The organism is Streptomyces sp. NPDC001157 (assembly GCF_053598255.1).
Genome location: NZ_JBSFJW010000005.1, coordinates 97875 through 120875 on the forward strand (window position 1 = coordinate 97875; position 23001 = coordinate 120875).

The 23001-nt window shown below is 71.0% G+C and carries 23 protein-coding genes and 1 pseudogene; 9 read left to right on the forward strand and 15 right to left on the reverse strand.

What is annotated here, in order from left to right:
* Positions 1-17 precede the first annotated feature (17 nt).
* The 3 genes from ACWDAG_RS10990 to ACWDAG_RS11000 all read left to right on the forward strand — a co-directional run bounded on the left by ACWDAG_RS10990 (position 18) and on the right by ACWDAG_RS11000 (position 3046).
* Positions 18-866, forward strand: a complete 849-nt coding sequence (locus ACWDAG_RS10990) for a helix-turn-helix domain-containing protein (RefSeq protein ID WP_450695285.1) — start codon at positions 18-20, stop codon at positions 864-866.
* Positions 867-932: 66 nt separating this feature from the next.
* Complete coding sequence (locus ACWDAG_RS10995; protein WP_450695286.1) at positions 933-1361, forward strand: VOC family protein; 429 nt, start codon at positions 933-935, stop codon at positions 1359-1361.
* Positions 1362-1489: 128 nt separating this feature from the next.
* On the forward strand, positions 1490-3046 hold the full coding sequence (locus tag ACWDAG_RS11000; RefSeq protein WP_450695287.1) for a metallophosphoesterase: 1557 nt from the start codon (positions 1490-1492) through the stop codon (positions 3044-3046).
* A 435-nt stretch (positions 3047-3481) separates the two neighbouring features.
* Here the strand turns inward: ACWDAG_RS11000 and ACWDAG_RS11005 are convergent, their stop codons facing one another.
* The 5 genes from ACWDAG_RS11005 to ACWDAG_RS11025 are packed head-to-tail and all read right to left on the reverse strand — an operon-like array spanning position 3482 to position 8153.
* Positions 3482-4078 carry a hypothetical protein gene (locus ACWDAG_RS11005; protein ID WP_450695288.1) on the reverse strand — a complete coding sequence of 199 codons (597 nt, stop codon included), beginning with the start codon at positions 4076-4078 and terminating at the stop codon, positions 3482-3484.
* Positions 4079-4083: 5 nt separating this feature from the next.
* Complete coding sequence (locus ACWDAG_RS11010; RefSeq protein WP_450695289.1) at positions 4084-4944, reverse strand: carbohydrate ABC transporter permease; 861 nt, start codon at positions 4942-4944, stop codon at positions 4084-4086.
* Positions 4941-5885: a carbohydrate ABC transporter permease gene (locus ACWDAG_RS11015; RefSeq protein ID WP_450695290.1), complete on the reverse strand. Its 945-nt coding sequence runs from the start codon at positions 5883-5885 to the stop codon at positions 4941-4943. The genes ACWDAG_RS11010 and ACWDAG_RS11015 overlap by 4 nt, the downstream gene beginning before the upstream one ends.
* The gene (locus ACWDAG_RS11020) at positions 5882-7165 is read right to left on the reverse strand and encodes an ABC transporter substrate-binding protein (RefSeq protein ID WP_450695291.1); all 1284 of its coding nucleotides are present in this window, start codon (positions 7163-7165) and stop codon (positions 5882-5884) included. The genes ACWDAG_RS11015 and ACWDAG_RS11020 overlap by 4 nt, the downstream gene beginning before the upstream one ends.
* Positions 7166-7214: 49 nt before the next feature.
* Entirely contained in the window at positions 7215-8153 is a 939-nt protein-coding gene (locus tag ACWDAG_RS11025; protein WP_450695292.1) for a DUF6807 domain-containing protein, read from the reverse strand.
* 324 nt (positions 8154-8477) lie between these two features.
* On the opposite strand from ACWDAG_RS11025, the gene ACWDAG_RS11030 reads away from it, so the two are divergent.
* Positions 8478-9611: a S1 family peptidase gene (locus ACWDAG_RS11030; protein ID WP_450695568.1), complete on the forward strand. Its 1134-nt coding sequence runs from the start codon at positions 8478-8480 to the stop codon at positions 9609-9611.
* 80 nt (positions 9612-9691) lie between these two features.
* On the opposite strand, the gene ACWDAG_RS11035 is transcribed toward ACWDAG_RS11030, so the two are convergent.
* Positions 9692-10537 (reverse strand): NAD(P)H-binding protein, encoded by an 846-nt coding sequence (locus ACWDAG_RS11035; RefSeq protein WP_450695293.1) that lies wholly within the window; start codon positions 10535-10537, stop codon positions 9692-9694.
* 147 nt (positions 10538-10684) lie between these two features.
* Between ACWDAG_RS11035 and ACWDAG_RS11040 the strand changes: the two genes are divergently transcribed.
* On the forward strand, positions 10685-11074 hold the full coding sequence (locus tag ACWDAG_RS11040) for a winged helix-turn-helix transcriptional regulator (protein ID WP_450695569.1): 390 nt from the start codon (positions 10685-10687) through the stop codon (positions 11072-11074).
* Between the two features lie 25 nt (positions 11075-11099).
* Here ACWDAG_RS11040 and ACWDAG_RS11045 read toward each other — a convergent pair whose 3' ends face one another.
* Positions 11100-11540 carry a helix-turn-helix domain-containing protein gene (locus ACWDAG_RS11045; protein WP_450695294.1) on the reverse strand — a complete coding sequence of 147 codons (441 nt, stop codon included), beginning with the start codon at positions 11538-11540 and terminating at the stop codon, positions 11100-11102.
* Between the two features lie 74 nt (positions 11541-11614).
* Here ACWDAG_RS11045 and ACWDAG_RS11050 point away from each other — a divergent pair, with 74 nt between their 5' ends.
* The 3 genes from ACWDAG_RS11050 to ACWDAG_RS11060 are packed head-to-tail and all read left to right on the forward strand — an operon-like array spanning position 11615 to position 14350.
* Complete coding sequence (locus ACWDAG_RS11050) at positions 11615-12502, forward strand: class I SAM-dependent methyltransferase (protein WP_450695295.1); 888 nt, start codon at positions 11615-11617, stop codon at positions 12500-12502.
* A gap of 40 nt (positions 12503-12542) precedes the next feature.
* Complete coding sequence (locus ACWDAG_RS11055) at positions 12543-13253, forward strand: ThuA domain-containing protein (RefSeq protein WP_450695296.1); 711 nt, start codon at positions 12543-12545, stop codon at positions 13251-13253.
* Positions 13223-14350 carry a Gfo/Idh/MocA family protein gene (locus ACWDAG_RS11060; RefSeq protein ID WP_450695297.1) on the forward strand — a complete coding sequence of 376 codons (1128 nt, stop codon included), beginning with the start codon at positions 13223-13225 and terminating at the stop codon, positions 14348-14350. Before ACWDAG_RS11055 ends, ACWDAG_RS11060 begins: the two co-directional genes overlap by 31 nt.
* A gap of 49 nt (positions 14351-14399) precedes the next feature.
* Here the strand turns inward: ACWDAG_RS11060 and ACWDAG_RS11065 are convergent, their stop codons facing one another.
* Positions 14400-15560 carry a PP2C family protein-serine/threonine phosphatase gene (locus tag ACWDAG_RS11065; RefSeq protein WP_450695298.1) on the reverse strand — a complete coding sequence of 387 codons (1161 nt, stop codon included), beginning with the start codon at positions 15558-15560 and terminating at the stop codon, positions 14400-14402.
* A gap of 114 nt (positions 15561-15674) precedes the next feature.
* Positions 15675-16433: an IclR family transcriptional regulator gene (locus ACWDAG_RS11070; protein ID WP_450695299.1), complete on the reverse strand. Its 759-nt coding sequence runs from the start codon at positions 16431-16433 to the stop codon at positions 15675-15677.
* A 253-nt stretch (positions 16434-16686) separates the two neighbouring features.
* On the opposite strand from ACWDAG_RS11070, the gene ACWDAG_RS11075 reads away from it, so the two are divergent.
* Positions 16687-16971 (forward strand): hypothetical protein, encoded by a 285-nt coding sequence (locus ACWDAG_RS11075; RefSeq protein ID WP_344398743.1) that lies wholly within the window; start codon positions 16687-16689, stop codon positions 16969-16971.
* Positions 16972-17381: 410 nt separating this feature from the next.
* Here ACWDAG_RS11075 and ACWDAG_RS11080 read toward each other — a convergent pair whose 3' ends face one another.
* The 6 genes and pseudogenes from ACWDAG_RS11080 to ACWDAG_RS11105 form a co-directional block, all read right to left on the reverse strand.
* Complete coding sequence (locus ACWDAG_RS11080; RefSeq protein WP_450695300.1) at positions 17382-17648, reverse strand: hypothetical protein; 267 nt, start codon at positions 17646-17648, stop codon at positions 17382-17384.
* A gap of 205 nt (positions 17649-17853) precedes the next feature.
* Complete coding sequence (locus ACWDAG_RS11085; RefSeq protein ID WP_450695301.1) at positions 17854-19827, reverse strand: collagenase; 1974 nt, start codon at positions 19825-19827, stop codon at positions 17854-17856.
* 147 nt (positions 19828-19974) lie between these two features.
* Complete coding sequence (locus ACWDAG_RS11090) at positions 19975-20934, reverse strand: LysR family transcriptional regulator (RefSeq protein WP_450695302.1); 960 nt, start codon at positions 20932-20934, stop codon at positions 19975-19977.
* Between the two features lie 154 nt (positions 20935-21088).
* Positions 21089-21241 (reverse strand): hypothetical protein, encoded by a 153-nt coding sequence (locus tag ACWDAG_RS11095; protein WP_450695303.1) that lies wholly within the window; start codon positions 21239-21241, stop codon positions 21089-21091.
* A gap of 288 nt (positions 21242-21529) precedes the next feature.
* A pseudogene (locus tag ACWDAG_RS11100) lies at positions 21530-22435 on the reverse strand (sugar phosphate isomerase/epimerase family protein); the annotation flags it as partial.
* Positions 22432-22980 carry a hypothetical protein gene (locus tag ACWDAG_RS11105; protein ID WP_450695304.1) on the reverse strand — a complete coding sequence of 183 codons (549 nt, stop codon included), beginning with the start codon at positions 22978-22980 and terminating at the stop codon, positions 22432-22434. The pseudogene ACWDAG_RS11100 and the gene ACWDAG_RS11105, both read right to left, overlap by 4 nt.
* Positions 22981-23001: the final 21 nt, after the last annotated feature.

The following is a 23001-nucleotide window of genomic DNA, read 5'->3' on the forward strand; positions in this document are numbered from 1 at the left end:
CGCAGGACAATGACCGCATGGGTGAGCTGGTGGACGAGGCCGTGCGGGCGGTGCCTGCGCGGTCGCTGCGCGGGCTGGTCGGCTGGTACTCCGGCTACCGTCAGCGCGGCATCCCGCACGGCCGGCACCGGGGGCTGCCCTCCCCGTGGCTGACCCTGATCATCACCCTGGACGAGCCGCTCAGCATGGCCGCCCATCCCGATCCGGGCGCCGCCCCCGGCGACTACCCCACCCTGCTGGGCGGCCTGCACCTGACGCCCGCGCTGATCGACATCCCCGGGCGGCAGTCCGGCATCCAGATCGCCATCAGCCCGCTCGGCGCCCGCGTCGTGCTGGGGCTGCCCGCGGGAGAGCTGGCCGGGACCGACGTGCACGCCGACGACGTGCTGGGCGCGGGCGTGCGCGAGGTCCACGACAGGGTGCGGGAGGCTCCGGACTGGGCCGCCCGGTTCGCCGTCGTCGACGACTGGCTGCTGCACCGCATGTCCCGGCACGACGGCATGGGGACGCTCACCTCCCCGGTGGCAGAGGCCTGGCAGCGGCTGCTGTCCGCCGGAGGTGGCCTGCGCATCGACAAGCTGGCCGCCGACACCGGCTTCAGCGAGCGGCACCTGCGCAACCGCTTCCGCGCCGACATCGGGCTCACCCCCAAGGCGGCCGCCCGGGTCATCCGCTTCGACCTGGCCCGACGCCGCCTGGCGGCCCGCCCGGGCGTGCCCGACCTCGCGGGTCTGGCCGCCGACTGCGGCTATGCGGACCAGTCCCATCTCGACCGCGAGTTCGCCGCCCTGGCGGGCTGCACACCGAGCGCCTGGCTGGCTCAGGAGTTCCGAAACATCCAATCCGGGCACCATCCGCCCGCGTGACCCTGATGAGAGCGGCCGGGCACCCCCGGCAGGCTCCCGGTTCCCGCGAAACGGAGGCGCATCACCATGACGACCAGTACGCCCGACAACGCCAAGCAGCCGCCCGCCCCGCAGGTCTGGCCCACTCTGCGCGCCCACGACGCCCGCGCGCTGATCCGTTTCCTCGTGGAGGCCTTCGGCTTCGAGGAGACCGTGGTCCACGCAGAGGGCGACCTGGTCCAGCACGCCCAGCTCAGCTGGCCCGAGGGCGGCGGCGTCATGCTGGGGTCCGTGCGCGAGGATCAGGAGCCCGGCACCGGTCCGACACCGCCCGGCGCCTTCAGCGCCTACGTCGTCACCGCCGACCCGGACGCCGTCCATGCCCGGGCCAAGGCCGCCGGCGCCGAGATCACCATGGATCTGCACGTCACCGACTACGGCTCCCGCGACTTCGCCGCCCGCGACCCCGAGGGCAACCGGTGGCACTTCGGTACATATCGGGGTGAACCGCGCTGATCATCATGAGGTGAGCATTCTCACCCGGATCGGTCGCAGGCGGGCCGACCTGGGATTTGTCGCCCTACGGCCCCTGCCCCGGCATCCACATCACTGCCGCCGTTCACCGCGGGCGCGCACACTGGGGCATGCGCTGTTGCCTGTCCGCTCCCCTCGCCGCTCTCTCGGCCCTGCCCGACCCCTGTCAGATCCTGCGTTCCGGCGCCCTCCTCACCCCCGCCCTGCTGCGGACCGCCGCCGATGCCCTGCGCGGCCCCGCGGGCAGGAGCAGGCACAGCCACCGCGACGGCCTGGCCGCCGTCCATCTGGAACTGGTCACCCTGGCCGAGGACCGCGCCGTCATCACCTGGTACACCGGGGTGCCCGGCACCGACGACGGCTTCGGCCACATGCTCCCCGCGGTCACGGAGAGCGAGGTCCTCTACGGCACCCATCCCGGCCGCCTCACCCGTGTCGCGTCGGAGGACGGTCCGGTGGCGCACCACTACGTGGAGCTCACGGACCTGGAACCCGGGCAGACGTACTACTACCAGGCCCGCTCACGGGGCGTGGCCGCGACGCCGACACCGCTGCATCTCGTGCGCGGCAACGCCGTCGGCACCAACCGCCACGGGCTCGGCTCGGCCGGAGGCCCGTACTCCTTCACCACGCCGCAGCCGCCGCCGGGGCGGCACCTGCTGTCGATCGCGCTCTGCAACGACCTGCACCTGGGCGAGACCACCGCCGGCCTGGTCACCGGTATGCCCCTGATGCGCGGGATCACTCAGGAACTCGGCCGCGCGCCGTACCCCGAGATCATGAGCCGGGCCGTGGTCGAGGAGGCCCGCCGGCGTGGAGCGGACGTGCTGCTGGCCGCCGGGGACATCTCGGCCGGCGGGGCGGCGCGGGACCTGGCCGAGGCCAAGCAGATCCTGGACGGTTTCGGCACCCACGGTCAGGACTATTTCGTCGTACGCGGAAACCACGACAGGCCCGGGCACGGCAACTGCCGCTCCTGTGACGGCGGTTGCGGGGACTCCTTCCGGGACGGGTTCCTCGGCGGCGACGGGCCCGCGTATTTCGCGCGCGACCTCGGCGGGCTGCGGATCGTCGGACTCGACACCTACGAGAAGGACGGCAACGGCGCCGACTCGGGTGGCCTCGGCGCCGAGCAACTGGCGTGGTTCCGGGCCCGGTTGAGGGAGAACAGTGACCAGCCCACGGTGGTGTTCGGACACCATCCGCTGGCCGTGCGGGACTCCGTCTTCCCGGTGACCGGCGGGCAGCGCCTCGGCCGCCGTCAGGCCCGCTCCATCCTCGACGCCTACGCAAGCGCACCGGGCGTCTTCCTCCACCACGCGGGCCACACCCACCGCAACAAACGCACCGTGCTCCCGCAGGCCCCGCACGTCACGATGCAGGAGGTCAGCGCGGTCAAGGACTATCCGGGCGGCTTCTGTCTGCTGCGGATCCACTCGGGCGGGTACGCCGTGAACCACTACAAGGCCGGCAGCGCCGCGGCCCGCGAATGGACCGAGCGCAGCCGCCGGGTGGCCGCAGGACTGTGGCCGCACCACGCCCTCGGCCGCTCGGTGACCGACCGCAACAGCATGACCGCCCGCGACCTGTCCGGCATCACCCGCCCGGCAGCGGCGATCCCCGCCCAGCGCCGCCCCGAGGCGCACGCGATGCGTCCACAGCAGTAACGGCCGAGGCAGGCGGGCCGGACGCGTGTGAGACGTGAGCGCCGGCCGTCACCCACCACGCTCCCACCTCCCACCTCGGGGGCTGTCCCGGGAGCCATCGATGGCGTGAACTTCCGCTGAGCCGTTGGATGGCTGCGGCCTGTGCGTGCCTGCCGGTGGGCCTGCGCTCCGTGGCGGGGTCACGTGCGGCCGGTTCCCGAGCCTGTGGCGCGTGCCGCTGGTCCTGAGGCTGTGCCGGGTTGGTGGCAGCTCTCGTCGTGAGCTGTCGGATGGCCGCGGCCTGTGGGTGCCCGCCGGCCGGCCAGACCTGCGCTCCGTGGCCGCGTCGCGTGCGGTCGGTTCCCGATCGTGTGGCGCATGCGGCCGGTCACGGGGGTGTTTCGGGAGCGGTTGGTGGCGCGAGCGCGCCCGGCTCGTCCCGCTCCACATCCGCGATCAGGAACAGGCGGCCGCCCACCGCACATCGACGGCGGTGACCGCCAGTGCCAGCGGCCCCGGCGCCAGAAGCGCCAGCGGCACCAGCACCCACGCGCACACAACAGCCGTCGCCACTGCGAGCAGCACCAGACCGCTGCCGCCCGCGTCCCGTACCGCGTCCCGGGCGGCCTTCCGCACGGCGGTCGGCCAGTCGTCCAGGGACTCGGGGCGGGCGCAGGCCCTGAGGGCGACCACGGTGGCGCAGGCGCCGATCGCGGCGGCGGTCACCGCGAACGGCGGTGCCCCCGGCAGTCCTGCCCGCGCCAGCGCCAGGTCCGCGGCGAACAGCAGCGCACCGGCCAGGGCGGCGGCCCCTGCGATCAGGTCGCCCGCCCGCAGGCGCCGCAGCAGCAGGGCGAAGTAGCGGCCGGCGGTGACGGGCCGGTCCTCCCGCGCGCCCCTCAGCACCGCGCAGGCCGTCGACAGCGCGGCCGGGGCGGTCAGCAGCGGCAGACAGGCCGCAGCCGTGGCAAGGCCGACGCTCAGCATGTCGGCGAACAGGGTCATGCGCGGCCCGAAGACCTCGCCCGGCTCCCGCGTACGCGCATCGCCCATCCCGCTCACCCCTTCAGTCCGGAGCTGGCCATGCCCTCCACCAGGAACCGCTGGAAGGCGAGGAAGAACAGCACGATCGGCAGCAGCGCGATCACCGACATCGCGAACATCGGGCCGAACGCCGACTGGCTGGAGGCGTCCACGAACGACCGCAGCGCGAGCGTGAGCGTGAACTTGTCCGGGTCGAAGAGGTAGATCAGCTGGGTGAAGAAGTCGTTCCACGTCCAGATGAACGTGAAGATCGCCGTGGTGATCAGCGCGGGGCGGGTGAGCGGCAGGATCACCTGGAAGAAGCTGCGGAACGGGCCGCAGCCGTCGATGCGCGCAGCCTCCTCCAGCTCCCTCGGCAGGCCGCGCATGAACTGCACGATCAGAAAGACGAAGAACGCCTCGGTGGCGAGGAACTTCGGCAGGATCAGCGGCCAGTAGGTGTTCACCATGCCGATCTTGTTGAAGATGATGTACTGCGGGATCAGCACCGCATGGTGCGGCAGCATGATCGTCGCGATCATGAACGCGAACATCGGGCCGCGGAAGCGGAAGCGCAGCCGCGCGAAGGCGTAGGCCGCGAGCGAGCAGCTGATGACGTTGCCGAGGACCGCGCCGCCCGCGATCAGCAGCGAGTTGCCGAGCAGCCGCCAGACGGACACGTCGTTCACGCCGTCCAGGGCGGTCCTGTAGTTCGACCACTCCAGATGGCCGGGCAGGAGGTTGAGGCTCGCGATGACCTCGTCCGCCGGTTTCAGGGACGTGGCGAGCAGCCAGGCCAGCGGGTAGAGCATGACCAGCAGTGCGGCCAGACAGCCGAGGTGCACGGCGATCCGGCCCCAGCGAACAGGCTTGCGGGCTACGGCAGTTGTGGTCATCGGTCCCCCTCGGAGGCGTAGAAGACCCAGGAGCGCGAGGTGCGGAACAGCACCGCGGTGACGGCGCCGATGACGAGCAGCAGCACCCAGGCCATGGCGGAGGCGTAGCCCATGTGGGAGGCGACGAAGCCGCGGTCGTAGAGATACAGGGTGTAGACGAGAGTCGAGTCCGCGGGACCGCCCTTGCCGCCGCTGACCGCGAAGGCGGGCGTGAACACCTGGAACGCCTGGATGGTCTGCAGCACCAGGTTGAAGAACAGTACCGGGGACAGCATCGGCACGGTGACGGACAGGAACTGCCGCCATTTTCCTGCCCCGTCGACGGCAGCTGCCTCGTACAGCTCGGCCGGGATCTGCTGCAGCCCGGCGAGGAAGATGACCATCGGCGCGCCGAACTGCCACACCGTCAGCAGCGCTACGGCCACCAGCGCCCAGCCGGGTTTGTTGACCCAGCCGCCGGTGCCGAAGAGGTTGTCCACGGTGCCGCCGTCGTTGAAGACCGCGCGCCAGACCAGAGCGATGGACATGGACGCGCCGAGCAGCGAGGGAGCGTAGAAGGCGGAGCGGTAGAAGCCCTTGCCGCGCCTCATGGTCTTGAGGGCGAGCGCGACCACGAGGGCGAGCGCCAGTTGCAGGGGCACCGCGATCACGACGTACGTCAGGGTCGTCACCACCGACCGCCAGTACCGTGGGTCCTCGGTGAACATCTGCGTGTAGTTGCGCAGGCCCACCCAGCGCGGCGGGTTGAACAGGTCGTAGTCGGTGAAGGAGAGATACAGCGACACGGCCATCGGCAGCAGCGTCAGGACACTCGCGCCGAGCACCCACGGGGACAGGAACACCCAGGCGGCGCCATCGCGTTCGCGCTTGGGGCGGCGCCCCGCGGCGGGCACGGGCCGGGGCGGGCGCGCGGTGGGTGCGGGGATGTCGGTGGTGGTCATGACCTCAGCTCCGCCTTCGCCTCGGTGACATAGTTCTCGGCCGCCCGGCGCGGCGACATGCGCTCGTACGACACCTGGTCGTAGTCGCGCTGGAAGGTGGTCTGCAGGGCGTTGTCGCCGGAGGGCGGGGCCTGCGGCGGATCCTTCAACGTGCCTTCCAGAGACGCCTGGTAGTCGGCGACCGTCTTGTCGAAGTCCTTGAGCTGTGAGGCCGTCTGCTCGCGGATGGTCTCGTTGACGGGGATGCCGCGGGTCGCGCCGAGGATCTTCGCCGCCTGCCGGTCGTTGAGGAGGAAGTCGACGAGTGCGGCGGCCTCCTTGCGGTGGCCGGTGTGGGCTCCTATGCCGAGGAACATGGACGGCTTGAAGTACTGGCCAGGCGTGCCGTCTTCCCCCGACGGCATCGGCGCGAGCGCGACGCCGCCCTTGACGAGCGCGAGGTAACCGCTGGACGGGGCGTCCCAGTTGAAGTCGGCGGTGGCCTTGCCGCGGCCGAGCGGGGTGTTCTCCACGGAGCCGTCGAGCTGGGTGGTCTGTTCGGCCGGGGAGACCGCGCCCTCCCGGCGGAGCCCGTCGGTGAAGGTCCACCAGCGGGCGAGGTCGTCGGCGGTGAAACCGAGGCCACCGGCCTTGGTGTAGAGAGCTTTGCCCTGACCGCGCAGCCACACCTCGAAGGCGTCCTCGCTCTGGCCCGGGTCGGTGGCGCCCGGCTTACCGGTCTTCTTGGCCAACGCCCGCATGTCGTCGGCCCATTGGCTCCAGGTCCAGCCCTTGCGCGGGAGGGTCAGCCCGGACGCCTTCCAGGCCGCGGCGTCATAGACGACGGTCTCGGTGCCGCGGCCCTGCGGGATGGCGTACTGGCTGCCGTTCGCCCTGCCGGTGGCCAGCAGACCCGGGTCGATCTCGGCCGTGCGCAGGACGTCCTTGACCTTGCCGAGGTCGAGCAGGACATGTCCGGAGGCGTACTGGTCGATCTGGCGGTAGTCGAGCTGCATCACATCGGGGGCGTCGCCGCCCGTGGCCTGGATGGCGAGCTTCTGCTTGTAGGCGTCGTAGCCGGAGAACGACGTCCGCACCCGCACGTTCGGATGCTGTTTCTCGAACAGGGCGACGGCCTGCTCGGTGCGTGCCGCGCGGTCGGGGTTGCCCCACCATGTGTAGCGCAGCACGACCTTGCCGCCGCCGGCCGACTCCCCGGATCCCCCGCAGCCGGCCAGCACCGCACTGAGCACGAGTGCGGTGGCCGCCGCGCAGAACCCCTTTGTCCTGTGTCCGGGCATGCCGAGGTCACCTCTTTCCTCACAGCTGCTTGCTCTCAGGGCCGGACGGTCACCACGCCAGACCCTCCAGGTGGCCGGCGACGCGGTCGCGGTCCCAGGCGCCGTCGGCGATGACGAGCCGATAGCGATAGGCGAAGGACTCGCCGGGCGGCAGCTCGAACTCCTCGAAGAACGCCCAGGAGAACGCGACCGTGGGGATCGGTTCCGAGCGCACGAACCAGTGCGAGTCGTGGATCGCGGACTGCTCGTCGAGGTTCTCGGGCGCGTGGGCGAACACGAGCGTGGAGTGCGCGTCGACGTCGTCGTGCTCGGTGGTGAAGGCCAGCCAGGGGCCCTGGGTGCCCATCAGCTTGCTCGCGTCCGTGCCCACTCCCCCGTCGAGGTCGGGTCCGAAGGCGGTGCCGCCGGTGAAGTCGCGGGGGCCGCGCCACTGCAGTCCGGTGTAACCGGCCATCTCACGGCCCTCGGTGGTGGGCGAGCCGAAGGCCAGGGGTTCGTCACGGAGGTTGGTGAGGTGGATCGACCAGTCCAGGGCCCAGGCACCTGCCTCCTCGTCGACCGAGTGGACGGTGAGACCGCGCTCCTCGCGCGCCCACTCCGCGCCGCCGTTCTCCACCCAGGTGAGAGCCTCGGTGAAGGCGAGCCGGTCCTCCTCGACCGTGAACTCGGGGAAGCCGTCGTGCCGCATCGAGCCGACCCGGTCGGGCAGCGGCAGATAACCCCGCCCGTGGACATAGCAGTTGCCGCCCCAGAAGTTCTGCCCGGACAGATGACTCGCCGTCATCTGCACACCCTTGTGCCAGCGATGGTCGCTGGGGCGGTAGCCGGTCACGGTGCGTCCGGCGAGGGTGCGCACCGGGTGGGCATAGGGCTTGCGCGCCTCGAAGGCATCGGGGTCGGGACGGTAGACGTAGCGGAGGATCTCGGTGCCGTCCGGCGCCGCGACCGCGATGTGGTCGCCGTAGGCGTGACTGACGCGAATGCTCATGCGCACTCCTCGGGGCCCGGTGTGGGGGGGTGGTTGCCGTGCATGACCTGGTTGCAGAAAGCGCTTGCACCCGAAGGTGACCTTAGGTGCGGGCCAATGTCAGGACAACCCCCCGTGCAGTCACGGGTGTCCGCGCGAACAAACCCGCCCGACATGGCCGAGGCCATCCCCATGCCCATCCCGTCCGAGATTGGTATGGACCTCCCCTGGATCCCCCGCTAGGCTCTGCCGCGCATGAAGTGAGAGCGCTCTCAACACTCTGCTGTTCCACCCCCACCCTGCTGGAACAACGAAGGGGCCACTCCCTTGAGACGCACAACAGCCATGCGCACCGCACTGTCCGCACTCCTCCTGCTCGGCAGCTGGGCCACCGCGAGCGCCGTACCGGCCTCCGCCGCCGACACCCCCTCACACACGACCGAACCGCCGGCCTCCGCCTCCCTCCTCTCCGCCATGCAGCACGACCTGGGCCTGACGAAGGCTCAGGCCGAAGCACGCCTGGCCGCCGAGAAGACGGCGGCGGCCGTGGAACGGAAGGCCAAGCGTGCCGCCGGGTCGTCGTACGGCGGCTCCTGGTTCGACGCCGCAAGCGGCAGGCTGACCGTCGCCGTCACCCGTGGCGCGAACACCGACGCCGTGCGCGCGACCGGCGCGGCCGTACGCCTCGTGCCGCACAGCGCGCGGCAGCTGGACGCGGCGAAGGCACGCATTGACGCCCTCTCCGCGCCCGCAGGCGTCGGGAGTTGGTACGTCGACGCCAAGGCCGGCAAGGTCGTCGTGAACGTCGTCGCCGCACACCGTCGTGACAACGATGTCCGGGCCTTCCTGGCCCGAGCCCGCCAGGCCGGCCCGGTCACGGTGCGGCAGACCTCCGACGCCCCGCAGACCTTCGCCGCCGGCACCGTGGGCGGCGACCCTTACTACACCGGCAACGTCCGCTGCTCCATAGGTTTCTCGGTGTACGGCGGCTTCGTCACCGCCGGGCACTGCGACCAGCACACGGGTGCGGTGTACGGCTGGGACGGCTCCTATGTCGGCGACTTCCAGGGCTCGTCGTTCCCGGACAACGACTACGCCTGGGTGAACGTGGGCAGCGGCTGGTGGACCGTGCCGGTGGTGCTCGGCTGGGGCACCGTCTCCGACCAGCTCGTGCGCGGTTCGGCCGAAGCCCCCGTCGGTGCCTCCATCTGCCGCTCCGGCTCCACCTCGCACTGGCACTGCGGCACCGTCCTGGCCAAGAACGAGACGGTCAACTACAGCCAGGGCGCCGTCCATGAGCTGACGAAGACGAGCGTCTGCGCCGAGCCCGGCGACTCCGGCGGCTCCTTCATCAGCGGCGACCAGGCGCAGGGCGTCACCTCCGGCGGCTGGGGCAACTGCAGCTCCGGAGGCGAGACCTGGTACCAGCCGGTCAACGAGATCCTCAACCGGTACGGGCTGACGCTGCAGACTGCCTGAGTCCGCGCCGCCGTCACCGAGCGGGCTTCGCCGGGGATCAGCCGGCGGAGCCCGCCCGGGCCTTGGGCAGGTGCGAGGGTTCATCGGAACGCGGCGACATGCCTCTGTGCCCAGTCGGCGAACGTACGGGGCGCGCGGCGGAGGATCTGCTCGACGTCGGGGCTGATGCGCTGCTCCGCGGGTGTGGGCTCGCCGAGGATGTCGAGCGTCGTGTCGACCACGGGCTCGGGCAGGAACCGCAGCATCTGTGCGCGGGCCTCGTCGCGGGTCTGCTCCACGAAGCGGACCGGTTCGCCGAGCGCGTCGCCGATCGCCTCGGCCTGCTGCCGGGGCGTGGTGAGGGCGGGCCCGGTCAACTCGTAGGTCCGTCCGGCGTGGTGGTCCTCGCGGAGGGCCGCGGCGGCGACCTCGGCGATGTCGTCGGGGTCGATGGTGGGCAGGCCGATGTCGGCGAACGGGGCGGCGATCGCTCGTCGTGCGCGGACCGACTCGGCCCAGGCGTAGGTGTTGGAGTTGAAGCCGCCGGGCCGCAGGATCGTCCAGTCCAGACCCGACTGCCGGACGGCGTCCTCGATGGCGCGTGCGACACCGCCGTGCGAGGCCGACTCCGGCCGGGTCGTGACGCCTTGGCAGGACAGCAGCACGACTCGCTCGATGCCGCCGGACTTGGCGACGTCGAGGATGTCCCGCGGGCTGAGCAGGTGGGCGCTGGGGCCACCGTTCTGCAGGAACAGCGCTTCGGCGCCGTCGAACACCGGCCGGAGGCTCTCCGGTTGGGTCAGGTCCGCCTGCCGGTGGCGGACTCCGTGCGGCGCGTCTGCGGCCGAGACGGCTCGGGAGGTGGCGGTCACCTGCGCACCGCCGGCTGCGAGGGTCTGCACGAGCGATCGGCCGACGTTGCCAGTCGCCCCCGTCACTACGATCACGGTCAACTCCCCTGTTGATGAGGTGTGTTGTGAATGCCCGAGCGGGCGTGAACGGCCTCGGAGACTGTCCTCCGGGCGCCTCCAGGACGCTAACACCGCCGGTATAGTAGGTACCTAGGGGAAAGTGGCTATCCCGGAGGGATGCGCATGACGGTCGAGGGCATGCGGGCGGCAACGGCCGGGACCGATCCGGAGGTCGCCTGTCCGATCGGTCCGGTCGTGGACGTCGTGTTCAGCCGGTGGACCACACCGATCCTGTGGAGCCTGCACACGCACGGCCGGCAGCGGTTCGTCGAGCTGGAACGGCGCATCGCGAGGATCACACCCAAGGTCCTGACCCAGCGACTGAGGCAGCTGGAACGCGACGGTCTCGTCGTGCGCACGTACCACCCGGAGGTCCCGCCCCGCGTGGAGTACGAGATCAGCGAACTCGGCCGCAGCCTTGCCCCGCTCTTCGCGCATCTCGCCGAATGGTCCGCCGACAACCTCGAAAAGGTCGAGCGGTCCCGGCACGACTACGACGCCCGATCGGCCTGACGCCGCTTTAGACCCGCAGGCTCCGTCAGCGCTCCTGCGGTGACCGCGGAGCCCGCTTCCTCGGTACGGCGACAGCGCCGGAGGCAGCCGCCCCGAGGAGGCGGCGGAAGGTCGGGCATTCCATGTGGCTCGGCGCGGGGCAGGCGGCGGCGTGCCGCAGGGAGTCGCGCAGGACGCCGAGTTCACGGATCGTGCGGTCCAGCTCCTCCGCCTTGGCCGCCAGCACCTGCCGGTCGATGCGCGGCCGACCGTCCGGCGCGAACATGCGCGCGATCTCGTCGAGGGAGAAACCGGCGGTGCGCCCCATCGCGATCAGCGCCAGGCGCTCCAGCACGGCGGGGTCGTACTGACGGCGCAGACCCCGCCGTCCGCTCGCGGCGATCAGCCCCTTTTCCTCGTAGAACCGCAGTGTGGAGGCGGGAACTCCGGCGCGCTGCACCACCTCGGCGATATCCAGGTCTGCCATGCTCTTTACCTCAAGTCGACTTGAAGTGGCACGGTGTCATCTCGACCGGACGAAGGCAAGCCGAGGAGGCGATCATGGAGGTCACGCGCGGGAGCGATGACGATCAGGCGGCCCGTTGGAAGGGGCCCGGCGGCAACGCCTGGGTCGAGCTGCAGGCGGTGCTGGACGAGATGTTCAAGCCCTTCGAGGACCTGCTCGTCGATGCCGTGGCGGCCAAACACGCGGGCCGTGTGCTCGATGTCGGCTGCGGGACCGGCGGCATCACACTGGCCGTCGCGCGCCGGCTCGGTCCGGCGGGCCGCAGCGTGGGCGTCGACATCTCCGAACCGGTGATCGCGGCCGCCCGGGCGCGCGCCGAAGAGGAGGGCACACCGGCGTCCTTCGTCGTCGGCGACGCACAGGACCACGCCTTCGAACCCGGCGCCTTCGACGCCGTCATCTCACGCTTCGGCGTCATGTTCTTCAAGGACTCCGTGCGGGCGTTCGCGAACCTGCGGCGTGCCGCGACGGACGAGGCCCTGCTGCGGTTCATCGCCTGGCGCGGCGCTGCGGAGAACCCGTTCATGACAACGGCCGAACGCGCCGCGGCACCGCTGCTGCCCGACCTGCCCGTCCGCCGCCCGGACGAGCCGGGTCAGTTCGCCTTCGCGGACCCTGACCGCGTCCGCCGCATCCTGGAGGAGAGCGGCTGGGCCGGCATCGACATCCGGCCCATCGACGTGGCCTGTGCCCTGCCCGAGAGCGAGTTGCTCCACTACCTCACCCGACTCGGCCCGGTCGGTCTGGCCCTCGGCGGGGTCGACGAGCAGACCCGCGCCCGCGTCATCGACACGGTCCGCGCCGCGTTCGCCCCCTTTGTTCAGGGCGCAGAGGTCCGCTTCACCGCCGCCTGCTGGCTGGTCGAGGGCTCCGCGGGCACGAAACTTTCGCACATCCGGCAGCCCGTTGCCGGGCGCGGGTGACTGGCGCATAGTGAGGGCTCCGCACGGGTGAAGGGACGCGATGCAGCCGAAGAAAGCCCTGGTGGTCCGAGGTGGGTGGGAGGGGCATCGGCCGGTCCAGGCCACGGAGTTGTTCCTGCCCTTCCTCGAAAAGAGCGGTTTCACAGTCCGGGTCGAGGAGTCGACCGATGTCTACGCCGATGCCGCCGAGATGGCGAGCACCGACCTGGTGGTGCAGTGCGTCTCGATGTCGGAGATCAGCGCCGAGCAGGTGGCGGGACTGAGCGCGGCGGTCGCGGCCGGTACCGGTTTCACCGGCTGGCACGGCGGTATCGCCGACTCGTTCCGTGCCTCCTCCGACTATCTCCAGCTGGTGGGAGGCCAGTTCGCCTGCCACCCGGGCAAGGAGCCGTGCGAGCGCCGGGGCGAGGAGGAGGACAACTTCCTGCCGTACACCATCGCCATCACCGAACTCGGGCGTGAGCACCCCGTCACCGAGGGGCTCGACGACTTCGAGCTGTGCACCGAGCAGTACTGGGTGCTGCACGACGATCTGATCGACGTTCTGGCCACCACCACGCACCCCGCCCGCCCCTGGCAGCCCTGGCAGCGGCCCGTCATCTCACCGGCGATCTGGACCAGGCAGTGGGGCGCCGGGCGGATCGTGGTGACGACACCGGGGCACAGCCTGGACGTACTGGAGAACCCGAACGTCCGCACCGTCGTCGAGAGGGGCATGCTGTGGGCGACGCGCACCGCATCGGCATCGTAGGTCTCGGCGTGATCTCCCGCGCGTACCTGGACACGCTCCTCGGCCATCCCGCCGTGCACGTCACCGCGGTCGCCGACCTCGACGCCGCGCGGTCGGCCGCGGTCGCCGCCGAGCTGCCCGATACCCGGGCGCTGGCCGTCGAGGAGTTGCTGGGCAGCCCGGACGTGGACACGGTGCTGAATCTGACCGTCCCCGCCGCCCACGCCGAGATCGCCCTGGGCGCCATCGGCCACGGGAAGAACGTCTACGGGGAGAAGCCGCTGGCCGCCACCCTCGACGACGCCCGGGCCGTCATGGATGCCGCCCAGAGGGCGGGAGTCGGCGTGGGATGCGCGCCGGACACCGTCCTGGGCACCGGAGTCCAGACGGCACGGGCGGCCGTCGAGGCGGGAAGGATCGGGCGCCCCCAGTTCGCCTCGGCCGTCATGGTCACCCCGGGACACGAGCGCTGGCATCCCCACCCCGACTTCTACTACACCGCCGGAGGCGGCCCTCTGCTCGACATGGGGCCGTACTACCTGGCGTCCCTGGTGCATCTGCTGGGGCCGGTGCGTGCCGTGGTCGGGGCGGCCGGCCGGCTGCGCGGCGAGCGCGTCATCGGTTCCGGCCCCCGCGCGGGCGAGCGGATCCCGGTCGAGGTGGACAGTCATGTCTCCGGTGTGCTGGAGCACGTGGGCGGTGCCCTGACGACGATCACGACGAGCTTCGACGGCGTGGCCACCACGGCCGCCCCGATCGAGGTCCACGGCGAGACCGGCACGCTCACGGTGCCGGATCCCAACCACTTCGACGGCGAGGTGCGGCTCTTCGAACTCGGCGGCACCCAGTGGCGCACGCTCCCGCCGTCGGCGGGTTACGTCGACGGCGCGCGCGGCCTCGGTCTGCTCGACTTCATCACTGCCGACGGGCAGCGGGCGCCTCGCGCGAGCGGCGCTCTCGCCCTGCACGTGCTGGAGACGATGACCGCCCTCCTGCGCTCCGCGGCCGAGGGACGCCGCATCGAACTGGCGACCTCGGCACTGCCACCGGCCCTGGTTCCCCTCACGGCCGCCGAGGCGTGGAGAGAACCGGCCGCCGGCCCAGCCGCCGCACGGTGAGAGCGGCAGCGGGCACACCGGCATGCCCTCTTCGCCACGGACTTGCTCGTCACGCGGCTTCGGAGGCGAGGTCCATGTCGTCGCACTCCCCGTCGGCGGCAGGCTCGCAGAGGGCCGGTTTACGGATCAGGAGCAGCGCCGCGTCGTCGTGAAGGCGGCCGCCGACATGTGCCAGCAGTTCGTCATGGAGCGCGCCGAGGGTGCGGGCCGGGTCGTCGGACACATGGCGTGCAAGCCCCTCGTGGAGTGGATAGAACGCGCGGCCGCGGTCGCGGGCCTCGGTGACGCCGTCGGTGTACAGCAGCAGCTGGTCCCGGTCGGCGAAGGACAGCACCTGGAGGCCGGGGGTGTGATCGGTGAGTGCGCGCAGCCCTAGGGGCGGGGCCGGGTGCGTGGACTCCACCGCCGTGACGCTGCCGTCCCCGCGCACCAGCAGCGGTGGGGCGTGTCCGCAGTTCACCACCTCCAGCTGCCCGGCCTTCGGGTATCCGGCGACCACGGCGGTGACGAAGTCGTCGCTGCCGAGGTTGCGCGCAAGGCTCCGCTCGATCCTGTCGACGACGGCGAGGAGATCGGGCTCGTCGTAGGCGGCCTCGCGGAAGATGCCGAGCACCAGCGCGGCGGTTCCCACGGCCGGCAGCCCCTTGCCGCGCACGTCACCGACGATCAGCCGTACCCCGTACGGGGTGGGAATCAGCGCGTAGAGATCGCCGCCGATACGGGCCTCGGCCGCGGCGGCGCTGTAGCGGACGGCCACCTGGAACGGGCCGACGGTCGCCGGGACGGGCGCGAGCAGCGCATGCTGGGCGGTCTCCGCGACCGAGCGGACGGCGGCGAGGACCCGCTCCCGGCGTCCGCGCAGCCAGCTGGCCAGACCGCTGGCCAGGGTGACGGCCGCAAGGGCGGACAGTACGGCCGCCAGCTCGCTGCTCGGGACGCCGTTGCGGGTGCCGAGCACGGCACCCAGCACCGCGGCGAGGAGGCCGACGCAGAGGACCCCGCGCGGGCCGTTGGTGGTGGCGGCCAGGGCCGGCCCGGCCGCGAGCATCGGCAGCCAGGTGATCCCCGCTCCGCCGGCCAGGTCGGCGAGCACGATCACGGAGACGATCAGCACGGGCAGGACGGGCGCCCCCGCGGCCAGCTGCGCGACGGCGCGCCGGAGCGACCGTATCGGCCAGTGTCCGCCGTCATGGTCTCGGGCCTGACTCATCTTTCGTCTGCAGTCCTCACCTGTGTGGGGCACGTCGGTCCTGGGGCCCGCCACTGAAATGTCTGTTTCATCCAGGAAACGCGGTGAGCCCGGGCGGTCACAAGCAGAGGATTTTCAGATAGTGAGCGACAGGCTCCTCGTCACACGGTCCGCCGTCGGCAGCAGCCGCGCCCGGATCTCCGGCAGCCGGGAGAGCCGCTCCGCCGGCATCGAGACGCCGAGCGAGCCGAGGGTGTCGCCGCTGTAGACGGGAACGGCGACACAGACCGTGCCGAGGGTGTACTCCTCCATGTCCGTGACGGCCGGGGCGACGGGTGAGGCCTCCAGCCGCCGGAGCAGTTCCGGGCGGCTGGTGATCGTCCGGGGGGTGAGGTCGGCGAGACGGTGGCGGGAGAGGTAGTCGTTGCGGGCCTCGTCGTCCAGTTCCCGCAGGACGGACTTGCCCAGGGCGGTGGCGTGCCCGGCGTCCTCGAACCCCACCCACAGGTCGACGCGGGGCGCTCGTGCGCTGTCGACGATCTCGGCGACGCGGATCTCGCCGTCCTCGTAGAAGGTGAGGTAGGCGGCGGTCGCGAACTCGTCCCGCAGCGCGGCGAGCGTGGGGCGGACCCGGCTGAGCAGTGCCTGTGCACGGCCCGTGGTCTGCAGCGTCTGGAGTCTGTCGCCGAGCACGAACCCGCCGTCGCCGAGCTTCCGCAGGTATCCGTCGTGGACCAGCGTCCGCAGCAGGTGATAGGCGGTGGCCAGGGGCAGCCCCGTCTCCCGTGCCAGCTGTTTGGCCGGCGCACCGTTCTCGTGGGCGCTCGCCGCCTCCAGCAGCCGGAAGGCCCGCTGGACGGAGGTGATCAGCGTGGGGCCGTCGTGCTCACCCATGTGACCAGCGTGCGCCAGGTGTACACGGCGCGCAACAACTCGCCCGGCGCCCTGCCAAGTTGGCAGGCCTCAATATCTGCTTACGTCGCCGTTCACTCACAAGGCGTATTTCCCGGCCATCGACCAGGGTAGTGAGTGATTTCCCGAATTCGGCGCGCCGCCGGATGTTCCGGGGATATTTCTTATTAACCTCCACAACTGCACGAAGTCGATCTATCGCAGGTCGCATCCACTTCACTCCACCGGAGATGACATGCACCAGCTTCGCAAGGCTGCCGTTCTGGTCGCCGCCGTCAGCGTCGGCCTCCTGGGTGCCGGCACCGCTCAGGCCCACGACGACGGCGGCAAGGGCGGCGGCAGCACCGTCCTGCAGAGCACCACCTGCAGGTCACACGACCTGAACCTGGACATCCTCGGCCAGGTCGGACTGCTCAACGGCCTGCTCGGCGGCGCCCTGAACGGCGAGGGCAACGAGGGCGCGCAGTCGACCTCGCTGGGCTCGTCCATGGGCTGCAACAACAGCGTCGGCGGTAAGTAGGACAAAAGCTCACCCCGGTGCCCCGGCCGCAAGCCGGGGCACCGGGGTTTTCGCTTGCCCGGAAAACCCGGTCGACCGCCACTGTCCCAGAAAGCCGAAATACCGGATCGGGAACCCGCCCCGGTCCGGCATTCGCGAATACAGATGATTGCTTTCCTCTTGGCGGAGGCGCCTTTCCCGCACGGATCTACGGACGCCGGAACGTGTACCCGTTCCCGAGCGCAATGGAGGCCCGGATGTCCTCGCCGTCGACCGGCGGGCACCCGGGCCTTGAAGGACCGCGGACACGGCAGCAGCCCAGGCGCGCACCCTGATGGGTCTCTGCGCGTCCGGGCTGCCTTTGCTGCTCTTGACGGACTTGGGCCGACCGGCGTGCGGACTACGGAGCCGCCCGCCCTCTTGAGGCCTGGCTACTTGTCGCTCGCATCCTTGGGGGAGGCCGGCGCGACGAACGCGTCGATGAACCGGTTGAGATCCAACTCGGGCACGGTGTATCTGGGCGACTGTTCCGGCGTCGCCTTCTTGGAGCTCTCCACCGGCGCGAAGTGCCACTGCGGGGTGACTTCGGTGGCCTGCCGCGGCCCGTCGGCTTCGTCGGCGAAGCCGACGCCGACACCAAGAACGGACAGCCCCGCGACCGCTGCGGCTACGACCGCAGCGCGCTGAAACTTGCGCATGGTTGACCCTTTCTCACCTGGGCGCAAAGCCCTGGGTTGACTACTTAATGTGAGCATATACATGCACTAAGTAGTAATTTGGGATCTTGGGCGCTCCATACTCCATTTCGACCCTCGGCGCATCCGCAAAAGTCCGGCGCCACGGCTTGAGCTCCGCGATCAGCGCGCGGCTCGCGCCCCAGCACTGACCGCCGCCCCGTCCGGCCTACATCACCGATCCACTACGCCTTCCGGGGGCGGGCGTGTCGGAGCAGGCGCCGGCGGCGCATGCCGTGAGCCACTGGTCGAAGTCGGCGTCGTAGCGGGTACCGATGTCGGAGTTGTAGACGGCGTATCCGCCCGTGTAGTCGCCGACCCGGAAGCGGGCGAGCATGCGCTGGATGTCCGCCGGGTGGTTCTCGAACATGTAGCGGACCGCGAGATAGCCCCACGGGTAGGTGCGGATCACGTCGCTGTTCGCGTAGGTGTTCTGGAACAGCGTGCTCAGCCGGTAGGTGTGCTTGGCCGCCTCACCGACCGCCTGCTCGTCGGTCAGGCCCCGGTAGCCGTAGGAGACGTATTCGGCCAGGCCCTCGATCCACCAGACGTCCGGCACCGACGTCTGCCGGGTGAAGTCGCCCTTCATGTCGTAGCGGGCGTCGAGGATGTGCGTGTACTCGTGGTTGAGGTTCCAGACGCGGGCCGTGAAGCCGTCGTCGGAGGGCTTCTGGTACATGATCGAGAGGGGCTGGTTGGCGGGGTCGGCCGGGTCTCCGGTCAAGGTGATGCCGCCGTTGTCCGTGCTGACGCCGTAGATCGCCCCGGCGTAGGTCTGGTAGTCCGCGCGGGTGGCGAAGACGACGAACTGGACCGTCGACAGGTACTGGCCCGGTATGGGGCCGTCGTCCTTGACGAGGTCGTCGAAGTAGGGGTCCTGTGCGCTGAGGTCGGCGCATACGGCGTCGAGGTCGGCGGAGGTGAGCGCCTGGGCCCGGACGGTGTGGGTCGCGTCGCAGGTGTGGGTGAGGGGCAGGGCCGCGTCGGTCAGCCGGGCGGGCAGGTTGCAGATGTCGTAGTACGAGCAGTCGGGGCGGTCGTAGTAGTCGGCCTGCGTCGCCACGGCGACCCAGAGCCCGGCCGTGGGACCGGTGATCTTCGAGGCGTTCAGCAGGTCCTTGGCCAGGGGCTGGACCGTGGCGCGCAGCGCCGTGTGTTCGACGTAACGGGCAACGTTCATCCCGGCGTTGGAGTCCAGGTAGGCACGGTCGGTGCCGAGCAGGTCCAGGTGCTTGAGCGCGAACCCGTGCAGGGTCCGGGCGATGCCCGGGTCGGCGGTCACTGCGTTGACGTAGTCCGGGTTCCAGTTGCCGCGCCAGAGCGGGGTGTAGACGTCGTTCACGGCGGCGACCATGCTCGGGAACGCGTCGTAGGAGCCGTCGTAGGCCTTGAGCATGCGCTGATAGGCGGTCAGATAGCGGGCCTGTTGGTCGGCGCTGTCGGTGAGGATGACGGTCTCGCCCAGCACGTCTCCGTTCGCCGCGCTGACGTCCCGGGAGTGCCGGTTGGCGAAGAAGGCGTCCAGGCCGCGGGTGGTGGACTGGGCCAGGGGCGCGCCGTACGGGCCGACGTCGGACGGGCGGTTGAACTGGACGTAGTAGCCGGCCCGCAGGAACAGGACGAGCTGCCACACCCCGGAGGAGTTGTCGCCCCGATACCGTTGCGCCTCTCGCGTGAAGGCCTTCGCCACGGTGACCATCTGGGACTGGCGGAAGATGTCGCGGGCGTCGGTGCCGGTCACGGCGAACAGCGTGTTGACGCAGCCCGTGGTCGAGGCTTCGACGAAGGCGACGAGCGCCGAACCGGTCCTGCTTGCGAAGTCGGCCGGGGTGCACGAGACCGGCTTCGGTCTGGGTTTCGGTCCGGTCTGTGTGGCGGGCCGGGTGCGGGAGGGGGTCGGCTTCAACGGCGGCAGTTGGGCCGTGGTGAACGGGCGGGCCTGTACGGCCGGCTGGTCGGCGGTGGTGGTGGTCGAGCCGGTCGGCGGCGGGGTTGGCGTCACCTTCCGGGCCGTGGTCATGGGGGTGGCGCCGTGCCCAGTGGGGGGTGCCGCGAGCGCCGGCACCGACAGCAGGCCCGCGAGGGTGGTGCAGACGGCGAGGGTGACGGCGGCGCGTCTGGGCAGCGCAAAGAGGTAGCGCATCTCTGGACTCCTCTGCGGAGGGATGCGCCTCGATACGGGTGTTGAGGCGCGTGAGGCACCATCTCAGCGCCGCATGCGCCCAACAATGGAATGTGACATAGCACTGTGCGGCGACCGGCCATAACACCCCCACAACGGCGGGACGGGCTACGCCCCGCCCGCCCGCCATGTACGCGCGGCCCAAGCCTTCAAGTGCGGTGACTTCTCGGCGAGTTCGCGATAGGCGACAGCAGCGGAGTGGAACAGCTCCTCCACCACGTCCTCGGCAACCGCGTCACGCCGCCAGGCCAGCACATAACGGCACCACAGCGGCGTCCCGATCAGCGGTTTGATCACCACGTCGGGGATCGGCCGCAGCGTCGCCTGCACGACGGACACCCCGAGGCCGTCGGCGATCATGCTCTGCAACTGCAGCTGGTCACCAAGGAATTCATGTACGGCGACCGGTGAGAACCCGGCCGCCGCGCAGGCCGTGTGGAAGACTCCCGGCCAGCCCGCCCCGTCGTCCGGTGTCAGGAACCAGGCGTCCTCGGCCAGATCGGCGAGCGAGACCTGTGCGTGGTGTCCGAGGCGATGGCGGGCGGGCAGCGCCACGAACGTGGGCTCGGTGACGATGCCCCGGTGGGTCACCGTGTCCGCATGCTTCAGTTCCATCCCGGGGTAGTCCGCGGCGACGGCCGCATCCACCTCGCCATCCTCCAGGAGTTCGACGATCCGCGAGGAGGCGTACACGCTGCTGACGGCGAGCCTGACGTCCGGCAGCCGGGCGCGGACCCGCGAGACCATGCCGGAGAGCACCGGGGAGTTGGTCGCCGCCACCCGCAGGGTTCTACGGGTGTGCGCGGCGTCGGCGGCCGGGCGGTGTCCGATCGCTGCGGCGCGGGCCAGGACGTCGCGGGCCTCGGCGACGACCTCGGCGCCGTAGTGTGTCGGCCGCACTCCCGTCGCCCTGCGCTCGAACAACGGCCGGCCGAAGTGGCGCTCGATGCGGCGCAGTTGCGTGCTCATGGCGGGTTGCGAGTAGCCCAGGTCCGAGGCGGCGCGACTCACGCTCCCCGCATCGGCGATCGCGCACAGGACGCGCAGGTGCCGAAGCTCCAGGTCCATCCGTCCACTCCCCCGACGCCGTGGCGCCCGTACCGGCCGATGCCGGTCCGTGGTCGAGGGCGCCGGTCAGGAAGCGTTCCACCACGCCGCCGCGCACACAAGACGCAGATTTGCGCCGTGCGGCGCGGGCGGCGCCGCACGTCCCGCGCCGGATCTACCCCTTCGGCGGGTCCATGTCGTCCGCGACTGTCGCTTCCGTGGCCACGCGCGCCGCATCGGCTACTTCGCGCTGCTTCTTCAGGGCGAGTTCCCTGGCCGTCTTTTCCGAGTGCAGCCTCATCTCGGCCTCTGTCCTGAGATCGAACATGATTGACCCCTTTACCTCGCCGCGAATATCTCTTTGCCTTCACATTACCTTGTGAAGGTGGGCGAAGTCACGGTCGAATTGCCGTCGTCCGCGAGCAGTTGAAGCACTACCAGGCCACTACCAAGCCACCGGCAGCTCCCGCACGCCATGGATCGCGCGCCCCTCGAACGCGTAGGCGGCTCCGCGCACCGGCAGGGCTTCGAGGAGCCGGGCGCGCGCGGCGTCGGCGACCGTCCAGCCGGGGACGAGCGGTCCGCGTCCGCAGCGGCGGCCGACGGCCGGGAAGGGCTCGGCGGCCTTGAGGAACTCCAGGGAGCGGCGGGCGACTTCGGGAGCGTTCAGGGACGCGCCCTGGATCTCCACCGAGACCGGTCCCCGGTACCCGGTGGCCTTCAGAGCGGCCAGCACCGGCGGGAAGTCGATCTCGCCCGTGCCGAGTTCGAGGTGCTGGTGCACGCCGCGCCGCATGTCCTCGATCTGCACGTTCACCAGATGCGGCGCCGCGAGGCCGATGCAGTCGAGCAGGGGAAGGTTCTCGACGCAGTGCGCGTGGCCGATGTCGAGCGTGATGCCGAACAGGTCGGGGTCGCCCAGCCGTCGGCGCAGGTCCAGGACGCGTTGCACGGTGTCGACGAACATGTGCGGCTCCGGCTCGAAGCCCAGGGCCACGCCGTGCCGGCGCGCGATGTCCAGGACCTCTTCGCAGCCGGCGGTCAGGCGCTTGAAGGCCTCCTCCTCCGGCATGCCCTCGGGGGCCGGACCGCTGCACAGATGGACGGCCGGGGCGCCCAGGTCGGCCGCGATGCGCACGGCGCGCCCCAGCAGGTCCACACGCCGCTCGGCGGCGGTGGCGGACATCAGGGTGGGGAGGTGCTGGCGCCAGGGATCCAGCAGGTAGGGCGCCCCGGTCTCCACCATGACCGCCAGCCCGAGCCGGTCCAACCGCCGTGCCAGACGGGCGACTTGCCGGGGCAGGTCGGCGGCGAACGGGTCGAGGTGGGCGTGGTCGAGGGTGAGGCCGACCGAGTCGTAGCCCAGGTCGGCGAGCACGGTCAGTGCGTCGTCGAGCCGGTGGTTGACGAAGCCGTTGGTGCCGAAGCCGAACCGCAGCCGCTCTAACCGCGTGGATGCCAAGTGCGACTCGGCTGCCGGGCTTGTGTCGGGGACCGAGGGCGTGCTGGGTCTCGGGCTCATGTCGGCGACACCTTGCGGGCGACCCTGCGCGCCAGCGGGTGCGCCACGGCCAGGACGCCTGCCAGACCCGTGCCGCCGGCGCCCGCGGTGAGCGCCGCCTGCAGGGGCATCAGCGACATGATCCCGGTGCCCACGGCGCCCCGTACGTTCGCCGCGGACGGCTCCCGCGCAGCCCGTGCCTGCGCCGTGCCGTACGAGGCGAGGTAGCCCAGCGCGCCGGCGGCCGCGCCGATCCGTGCCGTGCGGCCGCGTCGCCGTACGCCGGGAAGTGCCGTGGCGGCCAGCGCAGTTGCCGCACTGCCGGCCAGTGTGGCGGCGGGCACCGTGCGGGGCGCACCGGTCACCTCATGGCGGCTCAGCGCCGTCACGGTGTAGGTGTGCGCGCCGATCAGCAGGGCGGCGGGCACTGCGGCCGCCCGGCGCCCGGGATCGGCACCGGCCAGGACATTCAGTGCCCGTGCGCCCGCCATCGCGGCGGGGCCGGCGGGGGTGGACTTCAGGCCCAGGTCGTACGCCCAGACCAGCCCGGTCAGCGGAAGTGCCACGCCGAGCGCCCGCCGGCCGCC